Source organism: Paenibacillus sp. cl6col (assembly GCF_900102125.1).
Taxonomy (GTDB): Bacteria; Bacillota; Bacilli; order Paenibacillales; family Paenibacillaceae; genus Paenibacillus_B; species Paenibacillus_B suaedae.
Map to the genome: position 1 here is coordinate 229,435 of NZ_FNAZ01000005.1, position 20,759 is coordinate 250,193.

Genomic DNA, 20,759 nt, shown 5'->3' on the forward strand with positions numbered 1-20,759 from the left:
ACCCTATTTGTTCATCGGACTTGTTCATAAAGATATTTGCTCGATCCGAGAGTCATGGATTTGATTAGGATAAAATACCGCTGTGCACGAGCCGCGCAAGTTGCCTCGGAGACAGTGTCTCACAGTTGAATGGGATCACTTGCAGGCTGAATGACATGTCCTTGCACTTCAATTCATGCTCAGGGAGCGCTCTCGGGCCGCAGCTGTTGCTACCAAGACCATTCTGTGCTTTGTCCAGATGAAGAACAATATCGCTTCGAGGCACTAGATCAGCATGATGGGCGGCATTCTCCAAGTCCATGACCGAGTAGCGATGGGCGCTAAAGTCAAAGGTATCCACTCCAGAACTGCTTGTAAAGAATAGTCCCGTGCCTTGAGTGTTCACAAAAGATACCCATCTTGTATCTGTACGATTGCCATTCTCCTGCGGCTTCTCGTATGCCACCATAAGATCATCGACCTTCGCTTCGTACCAGCCTATTGCAGCTGCTTCCTTGCTGTCGACATAGCTTTCGCCTGGACCGCGTCCATACCAGCTGCAGGAATTCAAGCCGGCAGGGATGCCAAGCTCGTAGCCAAAACGAGGGAGAACCTCTGGATGGCATCCTTCAGGCCGTACGTCAATGTGCAGCTGTATGATCCCATTTCCTTGTATGGTCATGATCTGCTCACAGGCCAATCCCCACATGAAGGCAGGTGCTCCTAACCGGAAGCAGGTCGTTACGGTAATCATCCCCTCTGCTGCGCGTGATGAATCGATGGTCACCTGTTTTATCCGTTTCTTCAATTGATGTAGTCGAGCATTCCGCCAATCCTTCACTAGATAGCGATCATTATCGATAACGGCACGCCATAATTGAAGGCGGGGACTGCCAGTTAGCAAATCTGTATTATGGAAACGCCAAGAGAGAAGGCTTCCGTCTGACCGATTGATCTCCATAGTAAAGCTGCTGCCTGTAAGGATGAGGCTAGCTCCTTGGTCATGGATCGAAATGGGCTTCAGCGACATCATGCCTGCAGGGGCAGTATGAATACCGAAGCCGGATGTCAGGCTGCTCTTAGACGATGATATGGTAGAGGAGGCTGCTGTCTCCTGTATGCAATCGGTATGCTGTAGCTGAAGAACCTGCGAAGGCTCAAGCTCAAATTGAGCCCATGCCACTTCATGACCCACAGGGAGCCAGGGGATTGTGCCATAAGTGCCGCTACCCGAACGGAAGGAGAACCGAAGCCACATATGTTGAAATGCCGGTTCAGATATCGTATGGCCGAACGCGGCTCGAATCGCTGTCCGCGCATCCCACCGCCATGCAGCGCGCTCACGTGGAGTTACTTCGGGTACCTCGAATGTCCCTTCGGCAATTAGTTCACCATCGGCAATGATGGAATAGTGACCGCGCAAGCATGATAATGGAAGGAAGTCGTACCGGTTCTCGATGATATATTCTCCTGGTTCACTGCTGGCATAGACTTTGACAGGCTCGATCGCTTTTTTGTATTCATGCAGAGCGGGCCACGGCTTACGGTCTCCGTCGATGAGTCCATTCAAGCAGAAGTTTCCGTCATGAATAAGCTCGCCGAAGTCTCCGCCATACGCCATTTCTTGGCGGCCATCCTCTCGCTCACGCCGAATGCCTTGATCGACCCAATCCCAGACGAACGAACCTTGCAGCTTCGGGTAGCGATAGAACATTTCCACGTAGTCCTTAAGCGCTCCCGGGCCGTTGCCCATTGCATGCGCGAATTCACATAAAATATACGGACGATCGTCATCAGACTGGACAACCTTCTCAATGGCTTCGAGTGTTGGGTACATCGTTGAGCGGATGCCGAGCTCAAGCATGTTGCTCCAATCGCCTTCGTAATGAACGGGGCGAGTCGGATCATATTGCTGTGCCCACTCAGCCATGGCTGCATGATTGGGCCCGCAGCCGGATTCATTGCCAAGTGACCACATGATGACGCTCGGCGCATTTTTGTCACGGATTACCATCCGCTGCATTCGCTCCACATAGGCTTGTTTCCACGTCTCATCCTCACTGAGCAGTGACCAACACCCGGCAGCTTGAAATCCATGTGTTTCCAAGTCCGCTTCGTCGATTACGTATAGCCCTGCCTCATCACATAAGGCGTAGAAGCGCGGATCATTCGGGTAGTGTGAGGTCCGCACAGCATTCAAGTTGAACTGCTTCATTAAGCGCACATCTTCGACCATTGTGGCATAGGGAATCGCACGTCCATGATCCGGATGGAATTCATGCCGATTGACGCCCTTGAACATGATGGCCTTCCCGTTTACGAGAAGATTCGTACCGGTAAGCTTCACTTCTCTGAATCCGATTCGCTGCGAGATTACTTGAATGACCTCTTGGTTCTTGTCTCGAAGCTCCAGCACGAGATGATACAAATAAGGGGTCTCCGCTGACCATAGTGTAGGGGCTTCTACGGTAGTGCTTACCCGGATGATTGGCTCTGATTGCTGGCATCGATCACATACCAAGATTGTGTTCGCCGGCGAAATTGGCTGGCGGGCTGCATTCAATAATGTCCATGCAAATGTATGTGACTGCGCAGCCTCCTCGCTGATACAGAGCTCGACATCAACGTCCAGTTGAGCACGCTTACCATTGTCGAGCAGGTGCGTGCGAACCGTAAAGTCCCACATATGCTCCGTCGGGAAGGCCAGCAAATACACATCGCGGAAAATACCGCTTAACCACCACATATCCTGATCTTCCAGATAGGAGCCGTCGCACCATTGGTATACCTGAACGGTAATTTGATTCATACCTTGCTGCAGGGCGGGACGGATGTCGAATTCCGCAGGAATGCGGCTTCCTTGACTGTAGCCAATAAAGTGCCCGTTCACCCATACTCGAAATGCGCTGTCCACACCTTCGAATCGAAGGACGACCCGCTGCTCCATCCAGCTTGGCTCAATCCAAAAAGTCCTGCGATACGTTCCTGTAGGATTCTCATGGGGAACAAAGGGAGGTTCAACTGGGAACGGATAGAGGATATTCGTATATTCTGGTTTTCCGTAGCCGTGCATTTGCCAATTCGAAGGTACCGGAATCTCGTCCCAATCGGAATCATCGTACTGGGGCATCCAGCACGCTGCCGGTGCTTGCTCGGGACTCGATGCGTAGCTGAATTTCCAGGTGCCGCTCAGCTGCTGGAAATAGGCCGATGCACCGCGCTCGTACGTCAATGCTTCGGAGGCGCTTGCACAAGGAATGAAGTAGGCACGGTCATGGAGGCGTTGTTGATGCAATACAGTAGGTGACTGCAATAATTCATTCAGTGTTAATGGAGCTTGTTCATTGTGCGGATCTACCAGGTTCATTCGTTCTACTGACATTCTCATCTTCCCTTCAAATGCTATAGACTCAATATCACGATATGAATATAAAAGGCTGTTGATTGTATATATGATAAAATGAAAAAAGACGCTCAATCAATCTAACGATTTTATTTGAAATAACAATATATGAAACTCGAAACAGGTGAAGTCAATGCAGCATTTTCATTTTCCAATGATCAGCGAACGTGAGCGGTCGTTGCCACTCGTTGTAACTACGGTAGGAAGCTGGGTAAGCCAACAGGAAATTGTGCGTCTGAGCGGATATCCTGATTACCAGTGGCTGCAATGCACGTCCGGCCGTGGCGAGTTCTGGTGGAAGGGGATGAGTGAGCCTATCGTTGTTGAGACTGGGCAGGGTGTTATCTTATTTCCCCATATACCGCATGAATATAGGCCAATTGAGGAGCCATGGGGAATCTATTGGTTTGGATTTCAAGGAAGCTTATCGCAGGAGCTGCTGACTGCGGCTCAATTGTATCAATCGACAAGGATTACGCCAATGAACCCTGAGCTCACGCTAGAGCCAATCAAGAGGGCGATTGCTCTATTGAACCGATCCTCGTTCAATGAGGGACAAGGCACAATGCTGTCAGGACATGCCTATGAGCTGATTATGGCGTGGACTCAATCCGGATGGGAGACTCTGGTCAGGGAAGGGCGGCACGTGGATAATGATCCGTTAACGCCGTTGTTGGAGTGGATTCAAGAACATGTTCATCAGGAGCTTACACTTCAGCAGATGGCCGACCAGATAGGTGTTACTCCGCAATATGTATGCAAGCTGTTTCGAAGAACACTTGATATGCGGCCGCTTCAATATGTGATACGTCTGCGGATTCGTAAGTCGAAGCAGCTTCTACTCGCTTACCCGAGGCTGTCTGTCCAGCAGGTGGGACAGGAGGTTGGCTTCATGCACACGAGTTATTTCATTCATCGATTCAAGCAGCAAGAGGGAATGACGCCAGTCCAGTTCCGTCTCCTTCATGCGGGGAAACTGATGGGTGATCATCGTGTATTTGATGCTACAGAAGTGAATGGAACATAGATCCGGCAGTAATATCAGATCTTATAGTAGTAATAATACGAATCTCCCAAAAGAGAAGCCCCTCGCTCCGCCACAGTTATTGTGGGGAGTTAAGGGGCTTCATGTGCTATTGATACGTGGACATGCCCTGTTATTCAATGATGCGCAGTATCTCTTCGACCGGCTTGCGTGGGAGCTTGGCCGGTGTTTCCAGCGGATAGCCGAGTGCAAGCACCATGTTGACCTGGCGGTCTTCTGGAATGTCAAGCAGTGACTTGATTGCATCAGCAGCCAGTAGGACAGGGCCAGTCATTGGACAGGTAGCCAAGCCCTGCGCATGAGCGGCTAGCATCAGATTTTGAATGGCCAAGCAGCTGCTCTTAATGCCCTCTTCTTCCCATACCGCAGTCGGCACCAGTTGAATCGGATCGAAGATGCGCTCACGGAATTTCGAAGTGTAAGGCGTCGCTAAGCATACAATGAGTGCTGGTGCGTCTGAGAAGGCCGTTGCATAGGGCCCGAAGGACTTGAGCAGCATTCTCGCTTCCTTGTTTAATCCTTGCTCTTCCGCTATTTGAGCCTTGGCATGCAGTGCATCCCATGTAAGCTGCTCGATTTGCTTGATCATCGAACGATTCACAACGGCGATGAACTCCCATGTTTGGGAGTTTGTGTCGCTTGGCGCGTAACGCGCACAATCCACAAGCTCTTTAATGTCGTCGACAGACACTGGACGTTCATCGTAGCGACGAACGCTGCGGCGCCCATGAATGACTTCCTTTATTGTCTCATACGTTGTTGTCATATTGGTGACCCTCCACCGAACGAGTAGTATGATTGCTTTAAGACCTTGTATTAAGACCTACTACTATTATACGGTACAGTTGAAAAAATGCAATTAGCTGTGTCTGCTGGACGCTTGGATTGTCGCTGTTTCACTATGACGGGCAATGATAGCCATAGTTATAAAGCCGAGGCAGGCTATAAATGAGAACCCTGCTGCAACCTCATATAGCACATCCTTGCCGAAGGATTGCATTAAGATTCCACCGAAAGTTCCGCTTATGAGCCCTGCGATGCTGGACCAGACGATCGTATACAGTGCAAGCCCTGTTGAACGATATTCGTCAGGAATGACACGGCTTATATAGCGAACGGCAACGAAATAAAAGATCCCGAATGACACGCTGTGCAGCAACTGCGTAGAAACAATCCATGTTGGATCTTGCAGCACTGCAATAAGCAGAAGCCGAATGGTATAGGTTAACCCGGAGAATGCTAATAGCGGCAGTTCCTTGAATTTCTCCCCATAGGCATTCAATAAGAAGAAGATTGGAATTTCACTAAGCGCTGAGAGCATCCAAGCCCATCCAACCAAAGATTCATCTGCCCCAATCTGGGACAATGACAATCCGAGGAAGGCTTCATTCAGACGATGCCCGATGGCAAGCAGCAGCACGAACAGGAAGAACAATAGTACTTCTCGCTGCCGCAGGACAACCCACAGTCCGGACAGTTCCATCTTCTTCATCGTGGCGCGCTTATCCGTAAGGGGGAAGGCAAGCCCCAGCGATAGCAAGCCAAGCAGAACAATGACCCATATGCTGTACGAAGCGCCTACCGAGCGTAATATGAATCCGAATAAGAGTGCAGATACAGCGAAACCGATCGAGCCAAAAACACGAATGCCGATAAAGCTCTTGCCTTGAGCCTGCGCAGTCATAATCGCGAAGCTGTCGTTCAGTGGATATATCGGAAAGTAAAAGAAATAAAAGCAAACGAGAAGCAGAGCAACCAACCCGTACGAGGATACTTGAGCAAGTGCCACAGATAATACGATTTGTGCGACCAACAACGTGATGAGCACTTTTTTCAACGTACCGAGTTTATCGCTGGTTACGCCCCAGAATAGGTTGGAAATGATAGAGATGAGCGGTCCAATGGAATAGAGAAGCCCAATCTGGACACTTGTAAACTGCAATGATTTGTAGTAGAGCGGCAAATACGATACAACGACCGAAGAGGTCATAAAGATCATAAATGTAAAGGCGCGCAGCCAATGCGCTTCTGTGTTCCGGGGTGCCGGATACGCCATGCGTGTTCCCTCCATGAAGTAGATGAATGTGTATAAATCGGAGTTGTCAATTGAGCAAGTAAAAATGGAATAATCCCTAGTATAGCATGCTTCCTGTGGATTGGGGCGGTTTCGTCATTTACATCCTCGCAAGCGGCATGGTACATTAACAGCATTAATGATGCATCCTATTTACCGGAGGTGCGGCAGCATGGTGAATGATTGGTTCGAATTCGACGAACGGCTTGGTATTGAAGTGCCCATAGTTGAGGATTCTTGGGATGGAATGAGCTGGGACGAACAAGTGCTCATTATGGACAAGTGGGAACACACTCGCGGCAGAATTCCCGACCGTATTAAAGAGCTGGAACGTACGATTGTTTTGAAGCAGAATGCGCTGAATGAGGAGGAGCAATTTGAGGCTTCCTGCCGGCTGAATAGCGAGATCGCAGAGCTTGCTTCGCAAATTATCGATTTGAATTTGTGGTACCGGGTTCATCAGGACGTAGATGCCAAAAATCACCACTAGTGAATATCGCATGCAATCGTTTGTGCAATTAGTCACTTCGTAATATAATAGGTGTGGTTAAAATGGGTACTCAATAAGTGTGAGTAACATCATCTCGTAGAAGTTGACCTACACAGAGGACGGAGGATTTTCTTGAATCAGGTGAGGCAACGCCGTACGCGAGCTCCGAAAGAGCCGCTCGGACTCATGTACCGCGTATATAAGTATATATTGCCGGGGGTTCGTCAATCGTTGGCAAGCTGGCAGACGCGGGCTGAACGAATTCCGAACGAGGAGCTGCGCAAGCAGGCGCTCGCGAGCATCGCTAGCAAGCAATTTCATTGTGAGGGCGGTGCTGTATACGCTGCGGCTAGGTTAGATGTACGCCATATATTGATCCCGCTCATTGTTGCTTTTCAGACGATCAGTGACTATTTGGACAACCTGTGCGACCGAAGCACCTCGATGGATGCGGAGGATTTCCGCTTGCTCCATCAGGCTATGCTGGATGCGGTCCAACCGGACGAACCGCTCAAAGACTATTATGCGCTCCGTGATGATCAAGAGGACGGGGGCTATTTGCGTGATCTAGTACAGACGTGCAGAGATAGTATTGCTTCACTGCCGGCGTATGGAATCGCACAGCCGCATATTGTTCGTCTCGTCGGACTGTATACAGACCTTCAGGTGTACAAGCATATTCACCCGGATTCTCGGGAGCAGGCGCTGCTGGATTGGTGGAGTCTGCATGAATCGGCTTATACGGAGCTGGGCTGGAATGAATTCGCTGCGGCGACCGGCTCCACACTAGGTGTGTTCCAGTTATTTTTGGCTGCGGCGGACGAGAGTCTGACGCAAGCAGATGCAGACCGCATTCTAGAGGCATATTTTCCATATGTATGTGGACTGCATATTATGTTAGATTATTTAATTGACCAAGAAGAAGATCGTGCCGGCGGAGACTTGAATTTCTGCAATTATTACGACGATCAGAGCTTGGTCGTGAACCGGATTGGCCACTTTGCAGACCTTGCAACGGTGCGAGTTAGCTCACTGCCGGATGGACGATTTCATCGTATGATTATAGAAGGGCTGCTAGCTCTATATTTATCAGATCCGAAAGTAAGGGAACAGGCCGCGGTTCAACAAGTATCCAAGCGTCTCATGAAGAATAGTCCGCTTATGAGATTATTTTTCTGGTTGAACAGTCTTTGGATACGTAAACATATGTATTGAGGATTATGAGGGAGGAAACGAATCATGTCTGCTGTAAAAAAGATTGCCGTATTGACAAGCGGCGGAGACTCACAAGGTATGAACGCTGCAATCCGATCAGTAGTGCGTGCAGCTATATTCAATGGAATTGAGGTTTATGGAGTTCAGCGCGGCTATCAAGGGTTATTGAACGAAGATATTCGCCCAATGGATATTCGCAGTGTAGGTGACATCATTCAACGTGGCGGAACGATTCTGCAATCCGCTCGCTGCCAAGAGTTCAGAACTCCAGAAGGCCAGCAAAAGGGTGCAGACATTTTGCGCAAGCACGGCATCGATGGCTTGATTGTTATCGGTGGCGACGGTTCCTATCAAGGTGCGAACAAGTTGAGCAAGCTTGGCATCAAGACAATGGGTCTGCCAGGAACAATTGATAATGATATTTCCTTTACAGATTATACAATTGGCTTCGACACAGCTGTCAGCATCGTAGTTGACGCAGTAAACAAGCTTCGCGATACGATGAGCTCCCACGAGCGTTCTTCCGTCGTAGAAGTGATGGGTCGCCATTGTGGAGATATAGCGCTGTATGCAGGTCTTGCTAGTGGTGCGGAATCGATTCTTGTACCTGAGGTTGACCATAACATCGATGAAGTTGCAGGTCGTATGCGTGAGAACTTCGAATGCGGCAAGCGCCACAGCATCGTTATCGTCGCGGAAGGTGTTGGACGCGGTGAAGATGTCGCGAACGCCATCATTGAACGCTGCCCAACTGTTGAGCCGCGCGTTACGGTTCTCGGTCATATTCAGCGCGGTGGTTCTCCAACAGCGTTCGACCGTATCTTGGCAAGCCGTCTAGGCGACTTCGCAGTTCGCCAGCTGATAGAAGGCGAATCCGGCAAGGCTTGCGGTATGATTAAGGGTGAGCTGGTCGCAACCGACATCGATCTTGTTGTGAACACGAAGAAGGAATTCAATATGGAGCTGTACGAATTGGCTTCGCGTCTGTGTCAATAAGACGCTGCTGGTTCACGCAGTTTTGGATAAGCCCGGCAAAGCCGCATCATGCGGTTGGCCGGGTTTTTTTGTATATTTGCAAGATGTGCGGAGGAGGGATAGATGATTTCAATTGATGTGACATCTTGACGCATGATTCCGGTTTTATGTATGATGTGCGATAGGGAAGGGGATGGAAAAATGTACATATATCGGTTGGAAGCGTCCTCGGTGCAAGGAACGTTCGTATGTGTGCTGACAGCAGATACAGAAGAACAAGCATTTCTGCAAGCAGAAGCACATTTCGAGCGGGAGATCCCGGGTGTTACTTGGGAGGGCTTGACTTTGCTAGAGAAGAAACGCTGCGTGAATGGCAGCGGATATATCATCCCCGTTCGAGATTAATAGACGTAATAGACGCTTGTCAGCCGAATGATGATGGAAGGGGAGTGCGATCATGCGCATCGTATGTATTTCTGGCAGCAATCGTAAAGAAGCAACAAGCACGAAGCTTGTTCGTTATCTAGCAGCAAGTATTCAGGAGAAAGGCCATGAGGCGCAAGTCATTGATCTCAATGAACTGCAGCTTCCTCTCTACAGCCCAGACGATGCAGAACAGCATACGAATGTGAAGCTGTTGAGAGAGTCGGTTCTCGCAGCTGATGCCATTGTGTTGGCTACACCTGAGTATCACGGGAGTATATCCGGCGTACTGAAGAACGCGCTCGATTATTTGAGCTTTGACTATTTCAACAATAAGGTCGTTTTGTCGGTTAGCTCTGCAGGTGGTGCGGTTGGTATCAGTTCGTTGACGCATTTACAGACAATCGTTCGCAATGTACACGGAATTAACTGTCCAGAATGGATTTCCATCGGCGGCGATGCAAGACAATTCACAGCAGAAGGGCAGCCTGTTCAGGAGCAAGTGATTCAACGAGTTCAGAAGACGTTGAACTATTTCTTGAATCTGTCTGCGAGCACTCGTGAGCTTGCATAAGCAATTGATGTAGTTTGAAGCACCTCAGGCATGCACAAGAATACGCTTGTGCAGGGAGGCACGTGAGAGTGTCAGAGGATACCCCGCCTCACGGCTTCCCGATAAGGTGTTCGTATTTGTGTGAACGCTACAATAACTCCAGCATACCCCCCCCTCGGTTACCGATTATCTTTTCTTCTACTCCATATCGATACAATCTAGTCTTTCATCTCAATGAGCTTGAACGGCTATTTTATTTTCACGTTTGTGTCAAGTTTGATTGGTCTATTACGTAGTCATAGATATACATCAGTTGGACTGCAACAAGAGGGACAAGCCCTATCAAACTGAGGAGCGGGGGATGCCTTTGGTGTGATGCGAGAAACATTGGTCAAGACTTGCGCGTCTATAACATGCCAGCGTGACAAACAAATACGAATGATGAGAAGGAGACGCGTATATGAGAGTAAAGACAGGTTTCTTTTCCGTTAGCGCCATACTTTTAGTTGTAGTGTTTGTACTGATTGGTTGTTCAGGTTCACCTTCAAAGGGTGAGGGTTGGGTGAGCACAAATTTCTCGCAGCAAGAAGCAGATAACTTGCAAAAACAGGTGGATGAAGGCCATAAGCCTGGACTAACAGACTGGCAGCAAGTATCGAGAGAGTATCTCATACACAAGAAGGCCTCGTAGTTAATGAAGACATTGATGTGAAGCTTATTGTAGATGAGAAAGCCAAGAAAGTTGTCCAATACGCACTCAAAGACGGGAGAACCATTCAGCTAGAGCTCATCCAACCAAGTAAGGAAGGTCCTTCTGGCATATTTGTCGTAAGCAGGTATCGTTTTGCGAGTAATGAATAAGCACGGAAAACATGCCATGAAATATGGAGGCGAATTTTATGTTAAAAAGGAATATGACCATCATGTTGCTTTTTACTCTCATTTTGTCTCTCTTTGCTTCGACGGGATCTGCTTATGGAAATGCAATTGATGAACAATCGAACCCACTGCTGGACAGCAAGGAAGTATTGAATTATTTATTTTGGACCAAGGACGACAAGCTGAAGGCGGACGTAGCCTCACTTCAGACGGCTCTGGGATTGTCCGATCAGCAAATGACACAACTAAAGGATATGGGGCTCAAAGAACGTAATTCAGCCAGAGCACTGCAGCTGCAGGCGCAGTCGCTAACGGTGGACAGCTATAACGCGAAGGCAGACACCTTATTTCAAGTACGGAATGCTGCCTTACAGAGTCTGCTCCAAGATAAGCACATTGCCTTCGAAGAATGGGTGACGAAGTGGTGGGCAGACGAGAAAGAATATAGAAATACATGGTTGAAGACAAAATACGGTGCAAATGCTGACGTACCGCGAATCTCTGGAATTTTTGCAACTCAATATGATCCAGATATAAGCGGCTCCTATGAGGTCGCACTGCCTGATAAATATATTAAATTTGCGAATAAAGGCTGGATTAGTAATATCCCAGTCCAATTGCGAGGGACGTATGGCAATCCGAAGTATGTAGTCAATGTTTATAATCCAAATACGGTTATGTCTGCCCTTGGTGTAGAAGTGAAGGATGTTGGCCCTTGGAATGTCGATGATAATTACTGGGATACTGCCAACGGAAGCAATCCTAGGCGATTCGGCTCTGGATTAGCATTGGGTACTCCTGCTTCAACAGCTGCCTATTATAACAATTGGAACAATGGCAAGGATTCACAGGGTCGCAAGGTGCTCAATCCTGCCGGGATCGATTTGTCGCCAGGCGTTGCTGCAACGTTAGGTCTTGCCACAAACGAAAATGCTTGGGTCGACGTAAGATATGAATATTTGCCTTAAGAAACGAGAGGAAGAGTCATGATTACAAGTAACAGATAACATATACGTTGGGGAGCCATTATTCTGCCTGCAGGATTTTGGCTCTTTTTGTTGTGGAGAGTGATATCGAATGTTCGTAATAAGGGAGTGAATCAACTTAACATCAGTGTGGAAACAACTTGTTTACTTAGCGATTAGAGGGTAATAGATAGAATGTTGTCATACATGGATTAAACCTAATTTTGTTATATATTATACCAAAAAAAATTTCAAGAAAAGAGTTGACTTTAGTATAAAATGGAATTATTCTGAACTTGCAAGTGGCAAACAAACCAAATTATGGAGGTGAATCAAATGGCATTTTCAGTTGAAAAAGAAGGCGAAGAAGGCGGATCCAAGACAATCAACATTTTCTGTTAAGCACTTATCCCAAACGATTACAAAATAGGCTCCAGCCTATTTTGTAATCGTTTACATCTATTTAAATCGAGGTTATTCTACTGATTCTACTTGCACTAATGAGCAGGACAGTTATCCATATAGCAATAGCAGCAGCAATGCTGAGCGAGTACATAATTCTCAATTTGGTAGGTATTTTAAATAGCTGCGGAGGGATTCAATTGGTATTAAGAGGAGATATAACGATCCAGGACAGCAGCACGCTCAAGGCATCTCGTTTCAATGTACGTGTCGCAGACGGCGAATATTTGCGATTATATAATTCATATACCGGGAAAATAAGTAAGTTCACTGGTGAAGAGGCAGAGATCGTAGAAGAGCTGTTGAAAGTCAGGGAGCTTGAGGCAGTAGAGTCGCAAGATGAGGTTCGCAGTGGGTTAATTCAACATTTACAAAATAAAGGTTTCTTAGTTAAGAATCGAGTGAATGAATTTCAGCTGGCAACTGCGCAAAAGTACAATATGTTAGCTGAGAACCGTATGCTGCAGTTAATAATACTGCCAAATGAGGATTGCAACTTCCGTTGTACTTACTGTTATGAAGACTTTCTGAAGTCCGAAATGAAGGAATCAGTGCAGCAAGGAATATTGAACTTTTTGGAGAGAAACGTAAAAAATTATAGCCGGCTGCTCATTAGCTGGTTTGGCGGGGAGCCGCTCAAATCATTCGATGTCATAAAGCGTATGTCTGCTCCAATTAAGGAGATTTGCGCCAAATACAACGTGCAATATCACGCCAATATCACAACGAATGGCTATTTGCTTAATAGTGAGACTTTCGAGGAACTGCTAGAGATGAATGTGAGAAGCTTTCAAATCACATTGGATGGGACTGCGGAAACGCATGACAGTTATCGAGTTGGCCGATTCGGAGAGAAGACATTTGATACGATCTTCTCTAATTTATTGAAGATGAAGCAAAGCGATAGACCATTCAATGTTGTACTGCGTTCCAATATCAATCAAGAAGTGTCGACTGTGATGGATAACTATATTTCGTTAGTCAGCAGTGCATTTGTTGACGATCCCCGTTTCATGCTGCATTTCGTGCCGATACAGAATTTGAAAGGGGAACAGACAGCTGACATCCATTTATGCGATACGAAAATGCTGTTTCCGTTCTATGAGAAAGCGAAAGAAAAAGGATTTAATTTCGATTTCTACAAGCAATACTTGCGCCCAGGAGGTTCTGAATGCTATGCCTCCAGTCCATCCTCATGTGTAATCGGGTCTGACGGGATGATCTACAAATGCACAGTTGCATTCAATAATCCAATGAATCATGTAGGCGATATTCTTGAAAATGGGGATATGGTCATTGATCAAGAGAAATGGAGCTTGTGGGTTACAGGCGGAGTCAATGAGGATACATCTTGTACCAAATGCTTCTTCAGACCATCATGCCAGGGGAATGCATGCCCGCTCGAACGAATTGAGACTGGCGCAACACCATGTCCTCCAGTCAAGAAGAGTATTAAGAAGTACATTACATTAGTAAATGAGGATTATGCTTATGAGCCGAGCGTATAACAAAATCTTAATAGGGATTACAGGTACAATTGGCGCCTTGAACGTACATAACTATATTTTCGCGCTTAAAGGCCGCTTTCAGTGTCAATTGGATATTGTGGTTACCGATAATGCCAAGCAGTTCGTGTCTACGCTTGCACTAGCCAATTTGTGCGATCATGTCTATGATGATCTATTTACGACAAATCTCAAAGCTCCGCATGTCAACGCTGTTCAGGATGCCGACATCTTCCTCATACTTCCCGCATCTGCGGACTTCTTGGCCAAGATGGCGCACGGGATGGCAGACGATCTGTTAAGCTGCTGCGTATTGAACTATACGAACCCGATATACATCGCCCCGAATATGAATAACACCATGTGGAATCAGCCGAGCGTGCAGCGGAACGTGGAAATCCTCAAGACGGATGGACATCTGTTCGTTAATGTACAGGCAGAGGGATATAAAGCTTCAAGCGGAACCTATACCGGTTCAGATGCCGCTCTTCCGCAACCGGAAGAGTTGATTCAGTTGATCTTGCATGAAGAATCCAGAATGAATGAGCCTGCCTATGAATACAACAACTAATCTCCGTAGCAACAGGAACTACATGCTGCTGCTGACCGCCGCAATTCTAGTTAGTCCTGGGTATTATATTTACATTGTTGCTGTCGAATGGCTGACAGTGACCTTATTTGACTCGCGCAGTTATTTGGGTTTGATCCTTTTCTCCTCTTCCGGTGCGAGACTGCTGTTCATGATATACGGCGGAGTAATCGCAGATCGCGTCAATCGAAAGATCATTATCCTCTCATCGCAATGGATGAAGGTGCTCTCGATCGGGGTACTGCTGACGATGTACTGGCTGGATATGATCACCCCGTTATTCCTTATCATCGTCTCCTTCTTGTTCGGTGTGCTGGATGCATTTGCTGGCCCGGCCTATGACTCTGTTATTACGTCAATCATTGATAAGAAGGCTTACCAGAGAGGCAACGCGCTGCTTCGTATGGCTAATCAGTACAGTTTAATCATAGGTCCCTTAATCAGCAGCACGTTTATTATTACAATAGGCTTTTCCGGTGTCTTTCTATTTAGTCTTATTTCTATCATTATTTCGACTACGCTTATATCCTTTATTCGGATTCAATCGCATGATTCAAGTACACCGAGGAAATCAAAGTGGAGGGAATTGACTTCCTCCTTCGAATATATTCGTACACATTGCGCATTACCCACGTTAATGGCAATTGGATTCATCATGAATTTTTTTGTGACTGGTCCAATGGGGGTAATGCTTCCGATTTTGGCTAAGGATATTTTCAAGGGGAACGCAGTTGTGTTAGCCCTGTTAGAGGTCTCGCTGGGAGTCGGATTTATATTGGGATCCATTGTTGTATCGCTGCGAAAGTCTTTCGCAAGACCGGGAATTGTTATTTTATGCTCGTTGTTTCTAATCGTTATTGCTTACACGTCACTCGGATATGTGCATCATTTAGTCGTGTCTATGCTTGTATTGTTCACGATTGGAGTATTGATTCAGGTTATGAATATCCCATTGTTCACGTACATTCATTCAAGCACTCCCCATCATATGATAGGGAAAGTAATGAGTATTTTCATATCGATTGTAACCGGATTAACACCGCTTTCTTACGCATTCGTTGCTTATTTGCTGCATGCTGGGATAGGTATCCAGTTTGTTGTGCGTATTTTTGGGATATTTTTGTTAGTCATTGTATTTGGTGCCATGACGCGGCCAGCATTGCGTCAATTAAGCTATACAGATTCGGAGACAAGCGAGCAGGAACATGTACAACAGCAGACCTTGTCCAATTAGTCAAAAAGAGATGAAGGATTAGACCCGTCCTTGCTGGACGGGTTAATACTTTGTGATTACATGGAAATGAACGTTTTAAACATTGAATAGCGTTTGATTAATCCCCGTTCTGTTATGGAACGCGTATTGTTTATGCTGCGAACATTGCCAATATGCAGGAGCACAGCAGCAGCGGAATCGAATACAAATATAATATTTTGCTTGACCATTGGTTTGTGTGAATCAATTCAGCATATTCATGCAGAGCCATTCTCTTTTTGGGCTGCCCAGACGACGATATGTCACTGGAATCGTAATGAACCGCCTGTTCTTGTTCCTTCTCCTTACGATGGAGGTGATAACTCAATGATTTAAAAAAGCCGATGTTCCGCACGTAAGCAAGCAAGGCGATCAATAGGTAGATAAGACCGATAATGAAGAAGGAATTCGACAGATTTATAAGCAGGGAATTATGACCGTTTAAGATGGAATAACCAACGGCAAATAAGAGGGTTACAACAAGCAGCAGTCGTTTCATGGCGAAAAATCCTTTCCCTTTAAACTCGCTCGTATCTAGATGTGTTGGAGGATTCGGATGTGACGAGTGAGAAGATATTTTGATCTGATGACTAGGAAATATTCGCCATAATCCATCATTAATCCTCCTATTTCTCCATTTATTCCAGTATTCTAAGGAATATTCTGTGATTTAACTGTTGACTATGGGTATTTAGTTTGATAGATTTATAAAAAACTGTACCATAATTTACCTCACAAGTATGCATTAGATCGTTGTCGATTCGTGGTATATACGCATATATAGCAACCGACAAGTAATGATCTTCCTCAATGAATCGGCTCTCAGTCTAATATCAAACCTACAACAATGTGAACGCATCCATCCAATCCAAAGGCACATTATTTCACAAGGTGTCAATTTTGTTGGCATAATCGACCCAACATTCTATTTCCTTTGTTACCCACATATTTTACATAATGAATTGAAAAAAATGAGAAAATCAGGAGGGGATTGTATGAAGCTGCCAAAAAAACCGTTCTTGGTTGTTTTGGCTATCATGATGATGCTTACGTTCGCGGGTTGCACGAGCGGGAGCGGGAATGCCGGACAAGAGAGTCAGGGAAGTAAAGAGAATGAAGGTAAGGTTACGACCGAGCAGAGAGGCGCAGCGAGCGATAAGCCGAAGGTATTACGGCTTTCTACGATGTCTGCGGATACGTTCAATCAGCATACGTACAACAGTGCCGAAACCGCAGATATGATGAAATATATTTACGGGAACTTATTGGAAATCATTTATGACGAGCCTTCAGACAATATAAAATTTGTCGGTAATCATGCGGTTGATCTGCCTACTTCAACAGATAATACAGTATGGACGTTCAAGCTGAAGGATGGATTGAAGTGGACGGACGGCACGCCGATTAATGCGAAAACTTATGAATATTCCTATAAAATGCTGCTTGATCCAAAGCTGGCCAATAAGAACTCTTACATATTATTTGACGATATTCCTATTGTAAACGCTAACAAATATTTTAAGGGCGAAGCAAAATGGGAAGATGTCGGAATTAAGGCCAAAGATGATACTACGCTGGAAATTACGTTAGAATCGAAAATGCCGGAAATTGATATCTACGGCGCCTTTGCGAACGGCGGGGCGACGTCTCCCGTTAACGAAAAGCTCTATGAGGGCGGCATGAAGGCTGATCGAACGGAAACGACTTACGGAACAACGGTAGAACAGGTTCCTTCTTCTGGAACGTATCGATTAACGGAGTGGGTGCGCGACCAGCATCATACGTTTGAAAAGAACCCGGATTCGCCATTAGCGGCAATTTATAAGCCTGACCGCATCGAAACCCGTGTTGTCACGGAAAGCTCAACACGCGTTCAATTGTGGGAAAAAGGGGAAATAGACTTCGTTTCTATTAGCGGCGAACAATTCGATAAATATGGTGAGGATCCTCGGGTCGCCTATACAGAAGCTAATGGAGTATGGGGCTTCTACGTAAACTCGGAATCGGACAGCAACCCGATTTTGAAAAACAACGATTTCCGCAAAGCGCTGTATTATGGGATCGATCGCGATAAAATTGCAAAAGGGATTTTTAAAACGTTCAAACCGGCTCCATATTATATCTCCACGATATGTATCGTAGGAGACTATACAGAGGGCAAGCGTTATCGTGATTCCGAAGAAGCGAAGTTAGCCGTAGTCCCAGGAACGGGCTATGATCCGGATAAGGCGAAGGAGTATTTCGAAAAGGCCTATCAGGCGAACGGCGGCAAAAAAATCACGATTGAAATTACTTACTTCGATGCGCAGGAAGAAATGAAGCGCACAGCCGAAGTAACGCAAGAAGCGTACGAGAACCTGTTCGGCAAGGATAAGCTGACCGTTAAGCTTAGAGGAATGCCACCGAGATCAGCTTACGACGCTTACAAAGAAGGAAAGTACGAATTGGGTATCGGCTCCATGACACAAAACCCGTTCAATCCATGGGGCAGCATGAAGGTATGGACGAAGGACTTCCCGAACCGCAACCATCGCTTTTCCAGCGACGCTTTCGACGCGCTGCAGAAGCGGACTACGACAGGTGATTTGCTTTTGAAGCCAGAGGAACGTTTGAAGGCATTAGGGGAGATGGAGAAGATGATAGCCGATTATGTGCCGCAAATTCCGCTCTTCCAAAACAATAATGCTAGGATCTTCCTAGATCGAGTTCATTTGGCTACAAAAGGGAAGTACTTCCCAGAAGTCGGTTTTGCTATACTTCAAGCTGACATTGTCGACTAATACCAGAACAGAGGAGGCCTTGCGGTTGCGCAAGGTCTCCTACCTTGCGGAAAAGGAGTTCCAGGCTTATGTTACGATACATATCGCAAAGACTCATTGCCATGGCTATTACCCTATTTCTTATCATTAGCCTGCTATTCTTTCTAATTCATGCTATGCCCGGTAGCATCGTAGACGATCCGTTATTGCCTAAGGACATTCGGGAACGGGTGGAAGCCAAATATCATTTGGATAAGCCGCTCATTGTTCAATACGTATATTTCCTGGGGGATTTCCTTACTTTCAATTTCGGAGATTCGCTTAAAGTCCAGCCGAAGGTTCCGGTATTTAATATTATTAAGGAGAAACTTCCGATCACGATCCAGTTAAATATTTTGGCTCTTATTTTTACGCTGCCAATAGGCATTATGTGCGGAATCATAGCGGCATTGAAGAAGAATACGATGACCGACCATGGGATTAACTTAATGGTTGTTCTGTTCATATCCGTTCCTTCCTTTGTATTTGCCGCTCTGCTCCAATATGTGGTGGCTTTTAAGTTGGAGCTGCTGCCGATTCTGCTCTCAACGGATCAAGGGATCACCTGGGATAAGTTCAAATCCATGATCTTGCCGGTACTGGCATTATCGTTTGGAGAGATTGCCGTCATTGCAAGGTATTTGCGTGCCGAATTATGTGAAACAATTAATTCAGATTATATGCTGCTGGCAAGAATGAAGGGTTTATCGCATATGCAGGCTACCGTACGTCACGCGATACGCAACTCGTTCATTCCGCTGTCGAATATTATTATTCCTATGTTTTTCTCCATATTGTCGGGAGCAATCGTAATTGAGAATATTTTCAGCGTGCCAGGTATTGGCTCTTTATCTGTAAATTCCATCAATTCATTGGATCATCCACTGACGATTGCCGTCATGTTTTTCTATTCTTTAATTGCTCTTATCGGTATTCTAGTCGTAGATTTGTCATATGGCATTATTGACCCGCGAATTCGAATGGGAGGGAAGAAGTAATGAAGACGAGCCAGAATACGGAGCACAACAAGGAGCGGAACCCATTCGAATTCGTACAACGGGACAAGCCTATCGCTGATGAAAAATTTGAAGGCAAGGCGATTGGATTTCTACAGGATGCGATGCTGCGATTCCGCCGGAGCAAGGCTTCCACCATCGCGGCAATTGTGATTGGCATTATCGTTCTACTGGCGATCATTGCTCCAATGATCAGCTCTTATTCCTATAGGGAACAACATATTGATTGGAGCTTACTGCCCCCGCGTGTCCCGGTGCTAGAGAAGCTGGGGATATGGGATGGAACGAAAGTCATGGATGTGAAAAAAACAAGCATGGAAGAAAAATATAAAGGCTCGATTGTGAAAGTGTTTAAAGAATACGAGCTTGATTATCGTGGTAATAAAATTCCGATGGTACAGGCAAAAGTAGACGTCTATCAGTTGAAAGGGGCAAAGGACAAATATTTCTGGATGGGTACTGATGCATTAGGGCGCGATCAATGGACACGATTATGGACAGGTACCCGGATATCGCTCTTAATCGGATTTTTAGCCGTCCTCATTAATATGCTGATCGGCATTACATATGGTTCAATCTCCGGATATTATGGCGGAGCGGTCGATATGATCATGCAGCGGATTATTGAGATTTTGAGTGGAATCCCTAGCTTAGTCGTCGTAATTCTGTTTGTTATGCTTATGGGTGCAGGTATAGTGCCGATTATATTAGCGATGGTGATTACAGGCTGGATTGGCATGAGCCGCATGATTCGGGCGCAGTTCTATAAATATAAAGGTCAGGAATATGTATTGGCTTCCCGTACGATGGGGGCGCGTGATCGTCTATTGATTTTCAGACATATTATGCCAAATGCGATCGGCCCGATCATTACACAAGCGACGCTCGCGATTCCAGGTGCTATTTTTACGGAAGCTTTCCTCTCATATTTAGGACTCGGCATCGCTGCTCCTGATCCTTCCATCGGCGTCTTGCTTTCGGAAGGTCAGAAGGTGTTGCTCGAACATCCTCACTTGACGCTATTTCCTGCAATTGTAATTTCGATGTTGATGTTGTCGTTCAATATGTTCGGCAACGGTTTGCGGGATGCATTCGATCCAACTTTGAGAGGCCAAGAATAATAGCGCGGGGGGAGC

Annotated in this window: 18 protein-coding genes; 14 read left to right on the forward strand and 4 right to left on the reverse strand. The window is 46.3% G+C overall.

Features of this window, described 5'->3' with window-relative positions; translation table 11 throughout:
• Positions 1-64 precede the first annotated feature (64 nt).
• A complete protein-coding gene (locus BLS15_RS15420) occupies positions 65-3,361 on the reverse strand; it encodes a glycoside hydrolase family 2 TIM barrel-domain containing protein (protein WP_254777351.1) in 3,297 nt (1,098 codons plus the stop codon).
• Positions 3,362-3,515: 154 nt separating this feature from the next.
• Between BLS15_RS15420 and BLS15_RS15425 the strand changes: the two genes are divergently transcribed.
• Complete coding sequence (locus BLS15_RS15425; protein ID WP_021253247.1) at positions 3,516-4,409, forward strand: helix-turn-helix transcriptional regulator; 894 nt, start codon at positions 3,516-3,518, stop codon at positions 4,407-4,409.
• 130 nt (positions 4,410-4,539) lie between these two features.
• Here BLS15_RS15425 and BLS15_RS15430 read toward each other — a convergent pair whose 3' ends face one another.
• Both BLS15_RS15430 and BLS15_RS15435 read right to left on the reverse strand, forming a co-directional pair.
• On the reverse strand, positions 4,540-5,193 hold the full coding sequence (locus BLS15_RS15430; protein WP_021253246.1) for a nitroreductase family protein: 654 nt from the start codon (positions 5,191-5,193) through the stop codon (positions 4,540-4,542).
• 93 nt (positions 5,194-5,286) lie between these two features.
• Positions 5,287-6,483: an MFS transporter gene (locus BLS15_RS15435; protein ID WP_021253245.1), complete on the reverse strand. Its 1,197-nt coding sequence runs from the start codon at positions 6,481-6,483 to the stop codon at positions 5,287-5,289.
• Between the two features lie 190 nt (positions 6,484-6,673).
• Here BLS15_RS15435 and BLS15_RS15440 point away from each other — a divergent pair, with 190 nt between their 5' ends.
• From BLS15_RS15440 to BLS15_RS15485, 10 genes are all read left to right on the forward strand, one after another.
• Positions 6,674-6,991 (forward strand): hypothetical protein, encoded by a 318-nt coding sequence (locus BLS15_RS15440; RefSeq protein WP_021253244.1) that lies wholly within the window; start codon positions 6,674-6,676, stop codon positions 6,989-6,991.
• 132 nt (positions 6,992-7,123) lie between these two features.
• A complete protein-coding gene (locus BLS15_RS15445; RefSeq protein WP_021253243.1) occupies positions 7,124-8,206 on the forward strand; it encodes a tetraprenyl-beta-curcumene synthase family protein in 1,083 nt (360 codons plus the stop codon).
• Between the two features lie 24 nt (positions 8,207-8,230).
• A complete protein-coding gene (pfkA, locus tag BLS15_RS15450; RefSeq protein ID WP_028533856.1) occupies positions 8,231-9,202 on the forward strand; it encodes a 6-phosphofructokinase in 972 nt (323 codons plus the stop codon).
• A 180-nt stretch (positions 9,203-9,382) separates the two neighbouring features.
• Positions 9,383-9,586: a DUF3906 family protein gene (locus tag BLS15_RS15455; RefSeq protein WP_021253241.1), complete on the forward strand. Its 204-nt coding sequence runs from the start codon at positions 9,383-9,385 to the stop codon at positions 9,584-9,586.
• A gap of 52 nt (positions 9,587-9,638) precedes the next feature.
• Positions 9,639-10,178 carry an NADPH-dependent FMN reductase gene (locus tag BLS15_RS15460; RefSeq protein ID WP_021253240.1) on the forward strand — a complete coding sequence of 180 codons (540 nt, stop codon included), beginning with the start codon at positions 9,639-9,641 and terminating at the stop codon, positions 10,176-10,178.
• A gap of 439 nt (positions 10,179-10,617) precedes the next feature.
• Entirely contained in the window at positions 10,618-10,848 is a 231-nt protein-coding gene (locus BLS15_RS15465) for a hypothetical protein (RefSeq protein WP_021253239.1), read from the forward strand.
• Positions 10,849-11,056: 208 nt separating this feature from the next.
• Complete coding sequence (locus BLS15_RS15470; protein WP_021253238.1) at positions 11,057-12,004, forward strand: hypothetical protein; 948 nt, start codon at positions 11,057-11,059, stop codon at positions 12,002-12,004.
• A 599-nt stretch (positions 12,005-12,603) separates the two neighbouring features.
• Positions 12,604-13,971, forward strand: coding sequence for a radical SAM/SPASM domain-containing protein (locus tag BLS15_RS15475; protein ID WP_051614220.1), 1,368 nt, complete (start codon positions 12,604-12,606; stop codon positions 13,969-13,971).
• Positions 13,955-14,539 carry a flavoprotein gene (locus BLS15_RS15480; protein WP_021253236.1) on the forward strand — a complete coding sequence of 195 codons (585 nt, stop codon included), beginning with the start codon at positions 13,955-13,957 and terminating at the stop codon, positions 14,537-14,539. The genes BLS15_RS15475 and BLS15_RS15480 overlap by 17 nt, the downstream gene beginning before the upstream one ends.
• Positions 14,523-15,791, forward strand: coding sequence for an MFS transporter (locus BLS15_RS15485; protein ID WP_028533859.1), 1,269 nt, complete (start codon positions 14,523-14,525; stop codon positions 15,789-15,791). Before BLS15_RS15480 ends, BLS15_RS15485 begins: the two co-directional genes overlap by 17 nt.
• Positions 15,792-15,921: 130 nt before the next feature.
• Here the strand turns inward: BLS15_RS15485 and BLS15_RS15490 are convergent, their stop codons facing one another.
• Entirely contained in the window at positions 15,922-16,308 is a 387-nt protein-coding gene (locus BLS15_RS15490) for a DUF3899 domain-containing protein (RefSeq protein ID WP_021253234.1), read from the reverse strand.
• A 496-nt stretch (positions 16,309-16,804) separates the two neighbouring features.
• On the opposite strand from BLS15_RS15490, the gene BLS15_RS15495 reads away from it, so the two are divergent.
• The 3 genes from BLS15_RS15495 (at position 16,805) to BLS15_RS15505 (ending at position 20,744) form a co-directional block, all read left to right on the forward strand.
• On the forward strand, positions 16,805-18,589 hold the full coding sequence (locus BLS15_RS15495) for a peptide ABC transporter substrate-binding protein (RefSeq protein WP_021253233.1): 1,785 nt from the start codon (positions 16,805-16,807) through the stop codon (positions 18,587-18,589).
• 68 nt (positions 18,590-18,657) lie between these two features.
• A complete protein-coding gene (locus tag BLS15_RS15500) occupies positions 18,658-19,605 on the forward strand; it encodes an ABC transporter permease (RefSeq protein WP_021253232.1) in 948 nt (315 codons plus the stop codon).
• The gene (locus BLS15_RS15505; RefSeq protein ID WP_021253231.1) at positions 19,605-20,744 is read left to right on the forward strand and encodes an ABC transporter permease; all 1,140 of its coding nucleotides are present in this window, start codon (positions 19,605-19,607) and stop codon (positions 20,742-20,744) included. The genes BLS15_RS15500 and BLS15_RS15505 overlap by 1 nt, the downstream gene beginning before the upstream one ends.
• The last annotated feature ends 15 nt before the right edge of the window (positions 20,745-20,759 follow it).